Genomic DNA, 14,929 nt, shown 5'->3' with positions numbered 1-14,929 from the left:
TTATCTTCTAGCTGCTTTTTGAATTAGCTCGTTTATCTTCCCCAGATGCCTGGATATGGTATAGTTTAATGAAATATTTTTTTTCCCTGCTTCTCCCATTTTTCTGGCAATATTTTGATCTTTCAAAAATATTTTCATCTTAATAGCCATTGCATCAACATCATGTTCTTTTACCAATAAACCTGTAGTTCCATTGATAATAACATCAGGGATTCCTGCATGAAGGGTGGAAATTACGGGTAACCCTGCAGCACTAGCTTCGAGAATAGAAACTGGCGTACCTTCAGAATCACCATTGTCGGCCAAAACAGAATGTTGTACGAATGCTAAGGAATTCTCTAAATATTCTTGATAAATTTCTGGGGTAATAATGCCAGGAAAAGAAACATTGTTTTCAATTCCTAAATACCTCGACATATTCTTACAAGTATTCAATAAAACTCCATCTCCAGCCATAACAAGTTTTGCTTCCGGGTAGCTTTTTAAGACTTTCGAGAATGCTAATAGAGTGTAATAAGGTGCTTTTTTGTCTACAAACCTACCAACAGATATAAACTGTTTGTTTGTAAATTTTGGAGAAACTTTTAGAAATCTGTCATTTGGACCATATACATTATAGATGATTTTTTCTTGAGGACATCCCATTTGGAGTAATTTTTCATACATTTTCTTTGAGACAACAATGATATAGCTGGAATAATCAAAAACCTCCTTATAGTTTTTGTATCGCTTAATTATATCATTACGGGATGCATCGTAACCATGAAAATGGACAATTAAAGGTAAATTAAGGTACTTTATTACAGGAAGATGAATGGCGGCGGTAATACCATACTCTGCTAGTACTACCTGAATATTATTTTTAGAGAGAGATTTAACAAAAAGTTGTTCATGAAGATATGAATAAGATTTTTTGAGAATCTTACGCTTCACTTTCAAAAATGTGGTTTTAGGCATATTTGAAAGAGCCCCCTCACCTTCTAAATGCAGGAATGATTTATCACCGTAATAATAAAATATTTTTCCTTCTAGCTTTTTGTGTGCCTGGATAAAAGTTTCAGAATATGCATTTTGCAAAGGTGAAATTATCGCTGTGTTTATCATACCTTTTTTTTTGCTGTTCCCGTAAGCCCGGTTATCATTTGACCTTCCTTAAATTCTATTTTATCAGGTTGGTCCAATTTAATCAAATAGCGGATTATTGGTTTTGATATATAGGATAGTATTTTTCGCTTATTAGCTGCCATGGGACTTCTTCTAACCCACAGTCCTAGCATTTGTGCCATAGAAGCGTGCCAGCCTCCTGTGGCTTTAATTTCTATATCCTCAAAACCAGCATTTTTTAAATGACGTTTAATAGAAAAAGGGGTATAGCGGTATTCATCATGAGGTACTTCATGTAAATTCCATAAAAATGGAACTGTAAAAAAAAATATACCTTCCTTCTTAAGAATGCGATATGTTTCCTTTAAGACAGTTTCTGGATCAGGGCAGTGTTCTAGTACCTCAGTAGCTAAAGCGCAATCAAAAGAATTTGAATCAAATGGCATTTTTATCCCATCCCAGTAGAAATCAGGTTTTATACTTTCATCATAATTGATCGCGGTTTCTATATCTAATCCAATATAATTCTTAATGGGACAGTTTTCGAGGATATAATTTTTATAAGGCATCTTACCACAACCTATATCCAAAAACTTATTTTTAAACAAATGAGTAGAATCTTTTATTGCATTAAAAATAGAATTACGAATAGTAAATCTGTCTAAATTTTCAATATTCAATGGTATATTTATAAATTGATTATCCATTAAGTATTAATTTTTTACAGAAATTCTACATGTATAATCAATCCGATGTAGCAAAAGACTAATATCATTTTTAGCTAGATATTCATCAACAGCTTTTTTGCAACCTTTCCAATGACCGTAATCATCAATAATTAACACACCTCCCGGAACTAATCTAGGATACAAATGTTCTAATTCATGCAGGGTTGACTCGTACCAGTCAGTATCCAACCTTAATATGGCAATTTTGTTAGGTGCATTTCCAGGTATTGTGTCTTCAACTTTTCCTTTAATAAATTTTATTTTTTTGCTGGGATAATTTATAGTTTTAATATTGGATTCAACTTCTTCAAGAGTTGAAAAACATTTAATCCTCTCCCAAAATTCATCTTTTTTATTAAAGGCTTTATTAGCAGATTCTCCCCTGAAAGATTCGTCTTTTTCAGTTGGTTCACTCATGCCCTCGAAAGTATCGTATAAATAAATTTCCCGATTGGTACTATCTCGATTTTTTAAAGTTTTTAGAATTGACATGATACTTCCACCTTTCCAAACCCCACATTCTACAATGCTACCTGCTATATTGTTTGATTCGATATAATCTACGGCTCTAATTAAGCTAACTAACCTTTCAGGATTAGTCAATGTAAAATCTTTTGTCTGGTTAATGATATTCCATTCTCTATCAGTAATGTCAGAATAGTTTGAGGCTGGCTTTAATGCATCGTCCTTACTATTCACTAAAAATTTAGCTATTTTTTTTCTTAACTTATATAGCATTTGAATTAAATTTTGATACAGACCAATTCGCATTCTCGAGATATTTACATGTTCCATGAACCCAATTGAAATCTTTTCTTACACTTTTCATCATTTTTATCTTAAAACCACATACAGATTCTAAATAATCAAACTTTTCCTTGGTTTTGGAATTTGAAAGATGGACTCTTACTGAATAATCACCCATATATAGTTTTGGTTTAGGTATAGTACATATAAAAAAATAATTACCTTTTTCTCTTTTTATTTTTTTCTCCGAGTCAATAATCCATATGTGGGTAATCGGTTTTTGCAATTCATCTATTATCTGAAAGGATAGAGCCAAATTATCTGTGACATATGGAATATCTATTTGAAATTCAAATTTTAGTTCCTTTCCGAATTCATGAATATTGTTTGGTAGGCTGGTTTGTAATTCAATGTGTCTTATTTTGGGGATTTGTGATACTCCATCTGAGTGATATGATTTACCGCCCTTATAGATTTTAAGATATTCATTTACTCCCTTCATAGTTTCACCATCATAATGCACTAAACCATTTTTCAATAATAAAACCCTATCAGTTAAAAGTGAAATAGAGTCCATATTATGACTAACAAATAGCACTGTTCTACCTTCGCCAGTTGACAGATCCTGCATTTTGCCTATGGCTTTTTTTTGAAATTCGGCATCTCCTACGGCCAGGACTTCGTCTACTACTAAAATTTCAGGCTCTAAATGTGCTGCTACGGCAAAGCCCAGTCTCACGGTCATCCCGCTGCTATATCTCTTTACCGGGGTGTCAATGTATTTTTCGCAACCGGAAAAAGAGATGATCTCATCGAGCTTATTTTTGATCTCGCTTTTGGTCATTCCTAGCACCGCTCCATTCATAAAGATATTCTCCCGGCCGGTTAATTCGCCATGAAATCCGGTGCCCACTTCTAATAGGGAAGCGATCCTGCCTTTGGTTTTTATACTCCCGGTAGTAGGAGAGGTAACCCGTGATAAAATTTTTAAAAGGGTGGATTTACCAGCACCGTTCTTGCCAATAATTCCCAGCACTTCTCCATGCTTAACTTCAAAATTTATATCCTTTAAAGCCCAGACATAATCTTCATTAGCTTTACTGGAGCGGTCGTTTACTGCACCAACTTTTAAAAAGGGATCTTCCTTACCTCGAATTCCTGCCCACCAACGTTGTGCATCATGTTTTAAGGTTCCTGTACCCACAGTCCCCAGGCGGTATTGTTTGGAAATATTTTCGGCCTTTAAAATAATGCTCATATACTAATTATTGGGAAAGGATAAATGTATTGGATTCTATATTTAGGTACAAATTAAATAGGCCTTCTATAAACTATTAACTGGCTACGGGTAAGATTAAGGTTTAAAAAACCTGGTAAATATTTCTCAGATCTTAACGCCCATTTTCTGTAGCGATGGTTGAATTCATTTTTAGGTAAAATGCGGTGGAGCCTTTCTAAGGTGCCCACAGGAATAATCTCAGTTATTTTAAAATAATTTTGTCCGGCCTTTTTAAAATGCCTGGAATTTAAGGTCCTATCTGGATGAACATCTTTTTCTTTCCATAGAGCAAAGGCCTTTTTATTAAATTTTGAAGGCCTTCCCGGAACGGGAATATGCCATCTGAGTTCGTCGAGTAGTTTACTATTTACGGCAGGTTCAAAAAAACGCGCTTCGCCCTCAGGTTTAAGAAGTCTAGCAGTCTCCTTTATAAAGGCCTCTTCCACGGGTAGGGTTAAATGGTGCAAAAAAGCCTTGCCAATAACAAAATCAAAACTATTGCTTTCCAGAGAATTTTCTAGAAAATCACCCTCTATAAAACGAATGGGATGTTTAAAATTGTAACTATCATTTAACTTTTTAATAATGACACCACTGGTTGAAGCGATATCATTAGCATAAACTTCAGCTCCCAGGGCAGCCATAACCGCGGCATTCGAGCAATCCCCACAACCCATTTCAAGCACTTTTTTTCCTTTTAAACGGTTTTGGAAATCATTTTTATACATTCCGTTCCAGGTGGTATACGTACTAATTATTCTTGGGAGGACTTCCTTTAAATTATTTAGCCAGTAAAGAATTCCTTCAATAGGATGGTTTTCATAAAGTTTCTCGTAATATTCTTGGTTTTTATCCTGGTTTTGCTGGGAATCGGTTGTCATATTAATGGCTATAATCCAAAGGCAATATAGAAAAGTTTCAATTAAAAGTCTTCATTTAGAGATTTGAAAACAATAGTTACTATTCCCGGCTGGGCAAAGTTAATATTTCTGCTATTTTTGCTTTAACAGCTCCTAAAAAAATGAATGAAAAAAACTCAGGAAAACTCGGTCTGGTCATTACAGATGGCGTAGGTTATAGGAACTTTGTGTTGAGTAATTTTCTTCCCGAGGCAGTCAAGAATTTTGAAGAGGTGATTATTTATTCCGGTTTACCGGGAAAAATATACAACGATAATAGTTATGATAATTTAAAAATAATTGAGCTGCCGGTTTATATAGAGCCATTCCAAACCTGGTTTTGGAGAAAATTCAAAGAAGTAGCACACTTACAGTTACACAAAGATTACTTTGGAATCAATGATAATTTAATAGCCAATAAGTCCAAAAGTAAATCTAATCGAGGGAAAGCAATAAGACTTATTTACAGCATCACAAATGTATTTCATTCAGAAAGATTTATCAGGATTCTAGAAAAGAGACAACAGAAATCTTTGAGAAATCACAAGATGACCAGAGAATGCTTAAACATTTTAAATAGCAATTGTCCAGACCTTCTATTTTTTACGCATCAGCGTCCTCCTTATGTTGTGCCATTAGTTGCTGCAGCTCAGGAGCTAGGGATTAAAACCAGTTCCTTTATTTTCAGTTGGGATAACCTGGCTTCAAAAGGTCGTATGGCGGCAGGTTTTGATTCTTACCTGGTGTGGAGTGATCTAATGAAAAATGAACTTCTTTATTTCTATCCGGCTACCCGGGCTGAAGACGTGAAAGTTGTAGGTACTCCTCAGTTCGAACCATATATTATGCCGGAATACCAATCGCATAAATATGAATTTTATAGAAGGTTTAAACTGGACCCAGGAAAAAAAACTATTTGTTATAGTTGCGGCGACGTCTCTACCAGCCAGAATGATGGTCTTTACATAGAAACGATAGCAACGGCATTACAAGATGGGCAAATTAAGGAAGTGGTGAATTTTATTGTGCGTACCTCGCCTGCTGAAGAGCCCGAAAGATTTTTATATTTAAAAGAAAAATTCTCATTTATAAAATGGAATTTTCCTGACTGGTTTATTTCCAGGAATGATCATCCTGAACCATGGTCGCAACGTATCCCGAAAGCTAGAGATATTAAAGATCTTAGAGCACTTCTGGAATATGCAGTTCTAAACCTGAATATGTGCTCTACCATGAGTCTTGATTTTATGTTATTTAATAAACCTGTTATCAATCCGGTTTTTGGGACTGAAGATAATGGACTTTATAATGATCAACGTTTTCTCAAGTTTGGTCATTATGAAAAGGTAATACAAAGCGGAGCGGTTAAAGTTTCAAAAAATAAAACAGAACTTATTGACGCGATAAATAGCTATCTTATGAATCCTCAGTTGGATAAAACTGAAAGGATGAAATTGCTGGAGATGCAAATAGGTAAAAATCTTGAAGGTACCAGTATAGGGATTACAAAGACTTTAAAGAAAATAATAAAGGGTTGAGTAGAAAGCGACATATCGCCGTAGTTTGTAATTATGAATTAAAACCAGACCGAATAGGTGGAATGGATAGGTTTTTTATAGCCTATGATTCAGAACTCAAAAGAAGAGGCTGGATTGTGAATTGGTTTTTTGCAGGGAATAATCATCCCGATTTTCATTCAAATTTAGATGTGCGTTTGGCCGGCATTCAATCTTTAGAAAATTTTTTTATAAAGCATCTACATGAGGGAAAAGAATATGCAATTGTAGTAACTCATTTTATTGCATTATGTACCCCTTTTTTTAAAAAGGTTAAAGAGGAAACACCAGCATATATTATTGCTGTAGATCATAATCCAAGGCCTTTGGAGGGTTTTAACTTAAAGAAGCGTATTAAAAACAAAATTAGGGGAATTCTCTATGCTTCTTATATAAATCATTTTGTAGGTGTTTCCCAGTATACTGCAGATGCCATCATAGAGGATTACGGAAAAACTTTAACTAAAAAGACCAGTGTTGTTTATAATGGAATAGATTTAAAGTCCTATAAAAAAAGGAGGCGAGAGAATTTTGGTAAATTTATAGTCGCCTCACATTTGCGTAAATCTAAGGGTATTGGGGATCTAATCAACGCGGTATCGGCACTGTCGGAAGAGATCAAGCAGCAAATTAGAATTGATATATTTGGAGAAGGCCCACTGGAAACTGAATTGAAGGAACTGGTTAGCAAATGTAATCTTCCTGAAGTGATAAGATTTCATGGTAGTTCTTCACAATTGCCAGATCAATTTCAAAATTATTCCTATTTATTACAACCTACATACATGGAATGTTTTAGCTTATCTATTTTAGAAAGTCTTGCATCTAATGTTCCGGTGATAACTACTACGGTAGGAGGCAACCTTGAAATTATTGATAATTCTATCAACGGATATATTTTTGAACCTAAAGATACAAGGCAGCTAACCAGCATTCTAAATGATATTATGACGGGGAAAAAAGGTATTGATAAACCTGTAAATGGAATAATCGAAGAGCGGTTCAATTTACAGGCGATGCTATCCAATCATATAAAACTTTTGCCATGCACTTAGGTTTTCTTACTCCGGAATATCCCCACTTGCGTACAAACGCTGCCGCGGGAATTGGAACCAGTATCAAGAATATGGCAGAATCCTTGACTCTCAAAGGTATAAAGGTTTCAATATTTATTTACGGGCAGAAAGAGGATGAGGTATTCGAAGAAAATGGGATCAAATTTCACCTCGTAAAACAGAGAAGGTTTAAATTGCTAGGATGGTACCTGTATAGAAAATTCCTGCAGAATTATTTAAATAAATTTATTCTAAAAGAGCAAATAGATGCCATAGAAGCACCGGACTGGACCGGTATAACAGCATTTATGAAAATTCGATGCCCGCTAGTAATAAGAATGAATGGGAGCGATGCCTATTTTTGTCATCTGGAGAGTAGACAACAAAAAAGGAAGAACTTCTGGTTTGAAAAGAACGCCTTGTTGGGTGCAAACCATTTATTATCTGTTAGTAAATTTACAGCGGATAAAACAAAGGAGATTTTTGGTTTGAAAAAAGAGATCGAAGTTATTCCAAATTCTGTGAATACTACAATTTTTAAGCCTTTGCCAGGGAGGATTGAAAGTAATATGATCCTTTATTTCGGAAGTATCATCAGGAAAAAAGGAGTTCTGGAGCTTGCCGCAATTTTTAATATCGTTCATAAAAATATTCCGAAAGCTGAATTGGTTTTTGCAGGAAAAGATGTGATCGATAAAAAAACTTCTCTTTCTACTAAAGAAATAATTGAAGAAAAACTTAGCCCTGAAGCCCGGAAGAAAGTGACCTTTTTAAATGAAATTCCTTATGAAGAGGTGCTTAGCCTGGTAAACCGGGCTGGAGTGGTCGTGTTGCCAAGTTTTGCAGAAGCCCTTCCCATGACGTGGTTAGAAGCAATGGCATTGGAGAAGACACTTGTTTCTTCAGACATTGGCTGGGCGAAAGAGGTTATGATTCATGGGGAAACTGGTTTTGCCGTAGACCCAAAGCAACATAAAGTTTATGCCGAAAAGATTGTAGAAGTTCTTAAGAATGATGAATTGAGGTTAACAATGGGAAAAGCAGCGAGGAAAAGAGTTAACGAAATTTTTTCTGCAGAAGTGGTTGCTTCACAAAATATTCAATTTTACAGAAGAATACTTGGTTATGGATCTTAAGGAATATAAAGCCAGTAATGGAGATATCCTGTTATACTGCGGGAATCCTAAAATGGATATACTGGACGAATTAGCTATGGGCCCTGGAGACCTTTGGCATAGCTCCTTAGACCAGGGATTTAAAGACGTATTTCCTGAACTTGTATATCAGATCGCTGTATTTTGGTGGTTCTTGAATGATTTCCCCCATTTGGACAGAGCAGTAAACTGGAGGATCAACCCAGAGCAATTTGTAGTAAGGAAAGAAGTTTGGGAACTTTTTGGAGGATTCCCAAGAGATTATAGATCAGAGACTATGCCTGCTCTGGATTTGGGATTTAGGATGTTGAGGTATGGAGGAGCTATTCCACTATATATAAAAGGCCTGTATCCATCATCTAACAATTTAGTAGCAATTCCAGCTTTTGATAGGTATATTTTTTTTAAAAAGAATTTTAAAAGAGAACATGCTTATAATATGCTCTTGAAAGAAGGATTGAAAAATCCTTTTAGAGAACTTAAAGCATATTTACAGGCACAAAGAGCAAGCTCTAGAGCTAATAGTTTTCCATTAGTTCCTCCCCGGGAGCTGAAAGATATAAAAGGGCAGCCTGAAATTAGTGTAGTTATTCCTACTATGTTCCGGCAGGAATATACTCTGCGGCTTTTACAGGATTACGAAAAACAGGAATACCCGGTAAAGGAAGTTATAATAATAGATGCGACTCCAAAAGAAGAGCGGAAAAAAAATATCTACAATAAGTATAACTTTTCTTATAACCTTATAGTAAGATGGCAAAAAAGTAAAGGAAGCTGTAGGGCAAGAAATGAAGCTATAGAAATGTGTACAGGTGATTATATCATCTTTGCTGATGATGATACCCGTATTCCATCAGATTTTACAAAAAATCATATTAAGTTATTACAAACCTATAATGTTGAAGCATCCAACGGATTGGATATCATGGCAAAGAAGCATACGGAAGGCTTAGAGGAACTAAAGAAGGCCCTTAAAGGGCTTGGGCAAAGTAGGTGGAAAGTAGGTGCCGCACAAACCTTTAGTAATGCTAATTCCTGTGTTAAAAAAGATTGGGTAAAAAGATTAGGAGGTAATGACGTGAATTTTGATGGGGGTTATGGTGAGGATAGTGATTTTGGTTTTTCATTGTTAGAGAAGGGAGCTATGGTCATATTTAACCCTTTTTCAGCAAATCTACATTTAAAACCTCCTTCAGGAGGTTATCGGTATTGGGGAATTCAGGGAAAAATCCTAGGGAAGAGAAGAAAAAAACAGGCCTGGGAATTAGATAGGCCGGTACGTTATATTAGGCCAGTCCCAAGTCCTACCATTTTATATGGTATAATTAAGCATTTTAATACTAATCAAATAAAGGAATATCGGTCGAAATACTTTTTTTTATACCTTTTTAAAAATCCTAAACGTAGTTTTTTCTTAAGGCTATTCAAAATGCCATATAAAATGCTACAGTTTAAGCGTGCGATGCTTTATGCGAGGAATCTTAATGATAGAGGGGTAAGGTTTGATTAATTTCTGATATTATACCTGTTTATTGAAAATTAGTTATTAGACTTGTCCATGTATTTTAGTCTTATTATTTGTACTTACCACAGGCCGGAGGCTTTAATAAAGCTTCTGACCTCTGTTGCCAAGCAGAGCGTACATCCCAATGAAATAATTATTGTAGACGGTTCACTGGATAATATCACTAAAGATATACTTGCAGAAAAATCGTTTTCAAATTTAAAGTATTATAAGGTTACTAAACAAGACAGAGGTTTGACCAGGCAGCGTAATTTTGGGAATTCCAGAGTCTCTAAAAGGTCTGAAGTAATTTTTTTTCTTGATGATGATACGGTGGCGTCTAGTCAATATTGTGAAGAAATTTTAAAAGTTTACAGAACATTCCCTGATGCTTTGGGAGTAGCTGGTTATATAACTAATGAGACCGTTTGGAAAAAGGTAAATGAAAGTTACCAACCAGACAAGGAAGAATACTATTTCGATGGTTGGGTTAGAAAAGAAGGTGCGCGGTTTTCTTTGAGAAGAAAATTTGGTTTGAAACCTGATGAAAACCCTGGAATTATGCCTGATTTTTCTCACGGATATTCCATTGGCTTTTTACCGCCTAGCGGAAAGATTTATCAGGTTGAATTGTTAATGGGAGGGGTGGCCTCCTATAAAAGAGAAGTTTTTGACCATATTAAGTTCTCTAAGTATTTTGAGGGTTACGGTTTGTATGAGGACGCCGATTTTTCTTTAAGAGCCTCCAGGATGGGGAAACTATATGTGAATACGGCGGCAAAAATAGAACATTATCACGATATAGCAGGCCGTCCTAATAAATTTAGGTATGGTAAAATGGTGGTGAGAAATGGCTGGTATGTATGGCGAATCAAAAATCCTCACCCCAGTCTAAAAGCCAGGCTAAAATGGAACAGTACTTCTTTATTACTTACCTTGGTTAGATTAGGTAATATAGTTAGTACAAAAAATAGAAAAGAAGCTATAACGGAAAGCCTGGGTAGAATTTTTGGTTGGTTTAGCTTAATAATTACAAAACCTATTATTGAAAAAGATGTTTAAATGGGGCAGGACATTGATAGTTTTAGTTACTGTAATTATTATTATTTTATTAATCTTTAATTATCGGTATCCTTTTATTTCTCCCGGAAGCAAAGGCTGGTCAATAGGATATAGGACTATAAATAATCTTATATTTCAAGAATCTTATGAAGATATATCTACATGAAGGCAAATGAAGATTTAATAATAAAACAAAAGAAGTTCTACGAAACTAAAAAGAAAAACCTTCCTACTAAACTATGGTTCTTTGTAAGGAATGGTTTATTAAATAAAGTTAGAAAAAATATAGGTGTTCAAAATGATATTTATGCCCTTCATAAAAAATGGTGTGGCGATTTATCGGGTAAAAAAGTCTTGGACCTGGGATGCTTTGAAGGAAATGCTTTGTCAATATATTTAGCACAAAGCGCAAAGGAATATATAGCAATAGATTTAAGTGAATCTGCTATTTTAAAGTTGAATATAAGACTTGAAAATATACCACAAGCAAGAGCTATAGCTGTCGATTTTTTATCTAGCCAATTTGTTGAAAACGATTTTGATCTAATTTATGCCTATGGTGTTTTGCATCACTTTAAAGATACAGATGGATTGGTAACCAGATTAAAGGAAAAATTAAAACCTGAAGGAATGGTGATAAGTTATGATCCGTTACAGACCAGTATACCTATAAAAATCCTAAGAAATCTTTATAGGCCATTTCAATCGGATAGAGCATGGGAATGGCCATTTACAAAAAAGGTTTATTTTCATTATAAGCGTTCCTTTAATATTGTAGAAAAAAGGGCTGTATTGGGAAAATCCAAATGGTTGTTCCTTCTTAACCTCCTTCCTTTAAGCACTAAAAGGAAGGAGAAAATTGGGAAAAACTGGCATTATCAAGATTGGCAAAAATCTCAAATTTCAGATAAATATATGTTTAAATGCATGCATTTGACCATGTTGTTGGCTAACAGGGTTTAATGATTTAAATTAAAGATAGAAATGCAGCGTTTTCGAAGCGATCTAAGAAAATATAGAGAATACAGCGGAAAATCTTCCCTAAATCTGTTATTAACCCATCAGGGCCTTTGGGCGATATTTGTTTACAGAATAAATAATGGTATTTATACTTCCGAAATTTCGATAGTTTTAAAACGATTGCTTTTAATTTTTGGAGTGTTTTTTCAGAAATTAATGGAAATTCTGACCGGAATTTCTTTACCATATTCGGCAAGTATAGGTAATGAATTTTATATTGGTCATTTTGGGGGTATTATAATCAGCTCCAGAGCCATTATTGGGGATAATTGTAATATTGCTCAGGGAGTCACTATTGGGATTAGTGGAAGAAAAGACCGCAGAGGTGTGCCAATAATTGGTAATAATGTATATATAGGAGTAAATGCTGTTATAGCTGGAGCGGTTGAAGTAGGAGATAATGCTGTGATTGGTGCAAATTCCCTGGTAATAAATCCGGTGGCTCCAAATACTACAGTATTAGGAGTTCCCGCCACAAAAATTAATGATAAAACATCTCAAGATTATATCTAATTGAAATTTCTAATCGTCACAAATGCTCCTACCATCTCAAGAGGTGATAAATCTTCATCGTATGCACCATATGTTCGCGAAATGGAGCTTTGGTTTGAATACGTAGATGAGGTTGCAATAGTATCACCCACGACCTATCCTGAGAAGGTTTTTTTAGCAGATTTCAGCATCCCGGTTAAAGTTTTCAAGCTGCCTTTTTTTTCATTTAGATCTATCTCCGAGTGTACTAAATCATTATTACTTCTTCCTATAATTTTTTACCGAATTATCAGGTCATTTCTGTGGGCCGACCATTTACATTTACGTTGTCCTGGTAATGTAGGTTTAATTGCATGTGTCGTTCAGATATTTTTTCCAGATAAACAAAAATCCGTTAAATATGCAGGAAATTGGGATCCAAAAAGTAAACAACCCTGGAGCTACAAAATACAGAAGTGGATTTTAGGAAATAGTTTCCTAACCAGGAAAGCAAAGGTTTTAATTTATGGAGAATGGCAGAATAAAAGTAAAAATATAATTCCCTTTTTTACAGCAAGTTATTCGCATTCTGATATACAGAAAATAGCAAAAGATTTTTCTCAACCTTTCAAATTTGTTTTCGTAGGGACACTATCTAAAGGTAAACGACCTTTAATAGCAGTAAAAGTTCTTCATGAACTCATAAATAGTGGGTTTAAGGTTTCTTTAGATATATTTGGAGATGGGGTTGAACGAAAAAAGATTGAAAATTATATTTCGGAAAATCGTTTAAAAGATAATATACGGTTACATGGGAATATTAGTAAAGAAAGACTAAAAGAAGCATATATAGAATCGCATTTTTCCATATTGCCTTCAGAAAGTGAAGGTTGGCCCAAGGCTCTGGCAGAAGGCATGTTTTTTGGTTGTATACCAATTGCAACTTCTGTAAGCTGTGTTCCATGGATGCTGGGCAACGAAACCCGGGGTTTACTCATTTCAATCAATAAGGAAACAAATCTGGAAATCACCAAAAATTCTTTAATAAACTTAAAAACACTTCTTGAGGATCCCCAAGAAATGGAGAAGAAATCTTTAGCAGGTATAAAATGGTCGCAACAATTTACTCTCGAAAGATTTAAAGAAGGAATTGAAAGCCTTCTTATTAGGTCTTAGCTATTACAAGTTAAAGAAATGAGAATACTGCAACTTATAGATTCATTAAGACCCGGAGGCGCAGAACAAATGGCTGTAAGTTATGCCAATGCCTTTTCAGAGGAAAGCGTAGATTCACATCTATGCTGCTCCAGACTGGAAGGGAGTTTAAAGAAAAAAATAAATAATAAAAAGAATTACATATTTCTTAATCGCCAAAGCACTTTCGACCTAAAGGCAATTATTAAACTTAGGCGCTACATTAAAAATAATAAGATCGATTTGATTCAAGCACATGGTAGTTCTTACTTTTTGGGTGTACTTATTAAGATAATAATCCCAAAAACTAAACTGATATGGCATGATCATTTGGGAGCTCGGGCGCTAAATAATAAAGATCTGGGATTTCTTAAAATTGCATCTAAGTTTTTTGATGGGATAATTGTTGTGAATCATGATTTATATGAATGGACAAAGAAGAACCTTCTCTGCGGAAATTTACTTTTATTAAAAAACTTTGTAAAATTAGGTAAAACTAACTCTACAGATTTTTATTTAAAGGGTAAGAGCGATTTCAATATTATTTGCGTTGCAAATCTTCGACATCCAAAAGATCATTCAACTCTAATAAAAGCTTTTTCTTTATTAGATCATAAAAAATTTTCTCTTAGCCTGCATCTTGTAGGTGATGATTCAGATAAGCATTATACTGCAAAGCTTATAAGGTTAATTGAGGTTTATAATCTACAGAATAACGTTTTTATTTATGGTCAAAAAGGAAATATTAAATCAATTTTAAATCATGCATCTATTGGAGTGTTATCTTCAAGCTCAGAAGGTTTACCGGTTGCGCTTCTTGAGTATGGTCTCGCAGGATTACCGGTGGTCTGTACGAATGTGGGGGATTGTAAAGATGTAATTGGAAATTTTGGGAAGGTTGTAGAAAAAGGAAATCCAGATGCGTTCGCTGCAAATATTGCGGAATATTTACTTCATCCGGAAGAAATGAAAAAGGATGGGCTAAATTTTCAAAATAGGATTATTGATAATTATTCAGGAAAAAAATCAATGCCATTAGTAATTGAATTTTTTCGGTCTATATTGAATAGAGATAAATAATTAGGTTTTAAAGCGATCTAATTCTTTAATTTTTTTGTAGAAATTAACTAAATACTGAACTTATTAAAGACCTCAC

Annotated in this window: 14 protein-coding genes; 9 read left to right on the top strand and 5 right to left on the bottom strand. The window is 34.6% G+C overall.

The window, feature by feature from the left end; translation table 11 throughout:
* From ACSHZO_RS10105 to ACSHZO_RS10085, 5 genes are read right to left on the bottom strand one after another with little or no spacing between them, the layout of a single operon-like run.
* Positions 1-1,104, bottom strand: a complete 1,104-nt coding sequence (locus ACSHZO_RS10105; RefSeq protein WP_298247535.1) for a glycosyltransferase — start codon at positions 1,102-1,104, stop codon at positions 1-3.
* On the bottom strand, positions 1,101-1,811 hold the full coding sequence (locus ACSHZO_RS10100; RefSeq protein ID WP_298247534.1) for a class I SAM-dependent methyltransferase: 711 nt from the start codon (positions 1,809-1,811) through the stop codon (positions 1,101-1,103). The genes ACSHZO_RS10105 and ACSHZO_RS10100 overlap by 4 nt, the downstream gene beginning before the upstream one ends.
* A gap of 6 nt (positions 1,812-1,817) precedes the next feature.
* Entirely contained in the window at positions 1,818-2,570 is a 753-nt protein-coding gene (locus ACSHZO_RS10095) for a TylF/MycF/NovP-related O-methyltransferase (protein WP_298247533.1), read from the bottom strand.
* Positions 2,560-3,837: an ABC transporter ATP-binding protein gene (locus tag ACSHZO_RS10090; protein ID WP_298247532.1), complete on the bottom strand. Its 1,278-nt coding sequence runs from the start codon at positions 3,835-3,837 to the stop codon at positions 2,560-2,562. The genes ACSHZO_RS10095 and ACSHZO_RS10090 overlap by 11 nt, the downstream gene beginning before the upstream one ends.
* 53 nt (positions 3,838-3,890) lie before the next feature.
* Positions 3,891-4,739, bottom strand: a complete 849-nt coding sequence (locus tag ACSHZO_RS10085; protein WP_298247531.1) for a class I SAM-dependent methyltransferase — start codon at positions 4,737-4,739, stop codon at positions 3,891-3,893.
* 140 nt (positions 4,740-4,879) lie between these two features.
* Between ACSHZO_RS10085 and ACSHZO_RS10080 the strand changes: the two genes are divergently transcribed.
* From ACSHZO_RS10080 to ACSHZO_RS10040, 9 genes are all read left to right on the top strand, one after another.
* Entirely contained in the window at positions 4,880-6,295 is a 1,416-nt protein-coding gene (locus ACSHZO_RS10080) for a hypothetical protein (protein WP_298247530.1), read from the top strand.
* Positions 6,292-7,368 carry a glycosyltransferase family 4 protein gene (locus tag ACSHZO_RS10075; protein ID WP_298247529.1) on the top strand — a complete coding sequence of 359 codons (1,077 nt, stop codon included), beginning with the start codon at positions 6,292-6,294 and terminating at the stop codon, positions 7,366-7,368. Before ACSHZO_RS10080 ends, ACSHZO_RS10075 begins: the two co-directional genes overlap by 4 nt.
* Complete coding sequence (locus tag ACSHZO_RS10070) at positions 7,359-8,504, top strand: glycosyltransferase family 4 protein (RefSeq protein ID WP_298247528.1); 1,146 nt, start codon at positions 7,359-7,361, stop codon at positions 8,502-8,504. The genes ACSHZO_RS10075 and ACSHZO_RS10070 overlap by 10 nt, the downstream gene beginning before the upstream one ends.
* Complete coding sequence (locus ACSHZO_RS10065; RefSeq protein ID WP_298247527.1) at positions 8,494-10,032, top strand: glycosyltransferase family 2 protein; 1,539 nt, start codon at positions 8,494-8,496, stop codon at positions 10,030-10,032. The genes ACSHZO_RS10070 and ACSHZO_RS10065 overlap by 11 nt, the downstream gene beginning before the upstream one ends.
* Positions 10,033-10,080: 48 nt before the next feature.
* Positions 10,081-11,088 (top strand): glycosyltransferase family 2 protein, encoded by a 1,008-nt coding sequence (locus tag ACSHZO_RS10060; protein WP_298247526.1) that lies wholly within the window; start codon positions 10,081-10,083, stop codon positions 11,086-11,088.
* 162 nt (positions 11,089-11,250) lie between these two features.
* Positions 11,251-12,051, top strand: coding sequence for a class I SAM-dependent methyltransferase (locus ACSHZO_RS10055; protein WP_298247525.1), 801 nt, complete (start codon positions 11,251-11,253; stop codon positions 12,049-12,051).
* Between the two features lie 21 nt (positions 12,052-12,072).
* Positions 12,073-12,621 (top strand): serine O-acetyltransferase, encoded by a 549-nt coding sequence (locus ACSHZO_RS10050; RefSeq protein WP_298247524.1) that lies wholly within the window; start codon positions 12,073-12,075, stop codon positions 12,619-12,621.
* A complete protein-coding gene (locus ACSHZO_RS10045; RefSeq protein WP_298247523.1) occupies positions 12,622-13,755 on the top strand; it encodes a glycosyltransferase in 1,134 nt (377 codons plus the stop codon). It abuts the gene before it with no gap.
* Between the two features lie 18 nt (positions 13,756-13,773).
* On the top strand, positions 13,774-14,853 hold the full coding sequence (locus ACSHZO_RS10040; RefSeq protein ID WP_298247522.1) for a glycosyltransferase: 1,080 nt from the start codon (positions 13,774-13,776) through the stop codon (positions 14,851-14,853).
* The last annotated feature ends 76 nt before the right edge of the window (positions 14,854-14,929 follow it).

The organism is Christiangramia sp. 3-2217-3z (assembly GCF_051195275.1).
Lineage (GTDB): Bacteria > Bacteroidota > Bacteroidia > Flavobacteriales > Flavobacteriaceae > Christiangramia > Christiangramia marina.
This window is presented reverse-complemented; position numbering and strand designations above follow the sequence as displayed.

Bases quoted from the DNA above. Each gene is read 5' to 3' on its own strand.
- ACSHZO_RS10070 (WP_298247528.1), top strand. From the start codon at position 7,359: ATGCACTTAGGTTTTCTTACTCCGGAATATCCCCACTTGCGTACAAAC.
- ACSHZO_RS10105 (WP_298247535.1), bottom strand. From the start codon at position 1,104: ATGATAAACACAGCGATAATTTCACCTTTGCAAAATGCATATTCTGAA.
- ACSHZO_RS10080 (WP_298247530.1), top strand. From the start codon at position 4,880: ATGAATGAAAAAAACTCAGGAAAACTCGGTCTGGTCATTACAGATGGC.
- ACSHZO_RS10050 (WP_298247524.1), top strand. From the start codon at position 12,073: ATGCAGCGTTTTCGAAGCGATCTAAGAAAATATAGAGAATACAGCGGA.
- ACSHZO_RS10055 (WP_298247525.1), top strand. From the start codon at position 11,251: ATGAAGGCAAATGAAGATTTAATAATAAAACAAAAGAAGTTCTACGAA.
- ACSHZO_RS10085 (WP_298247531.1), bottom strand. From the start codon at position 4,739: ATGACAACCGATTCCCAGCAAAACCAGGATAAAAACCAAGAATATTAC.
- ACSHZO_RS10090 (WP_298247532.1), bottom strand. From the start codon at position 3,837: ATGAGCATTATTTTAAAGGCCGAAAATATTTCCAAACAATACCGCCTG.
- ACSHZO_RS10095 (WP_298247533.1), bottom strand. From the start codon at position 2,570: ATGCTATATAAGTTAAGAAAAAAAATAGCTAAATTTTTAGTGAATAGT.
- ACSHZO_RS10100 (WP_298247534.1), bottom strand. From the start codon at position 1,811: ATGGATAATCAATTTATAAATATACCATTGAATATTGAAAATTTAGAC.
- ACSHZO_RS10060 (WP_298247526.1), top strand. From the start codon at position 10,081: ATGTATTTTAGTCTTATTATTTGTACTTACCACAGGCCGGAGGCTTTA.
- ACSHZO_RS10065 (WP_298247527.1), top strand. From the start codon at position 8,494: ATGGATCTTAAGGAATATAAAGCCAGTAATGGAGATATCCTGTTATAC.
- ACSHZO_RS10040 (WP_298247522.1), top strand. From the start codon at position 13,774: ATGAGAATACTGCAACTTATAGATTCATTAAGACCCGGAGGCGCAGAA.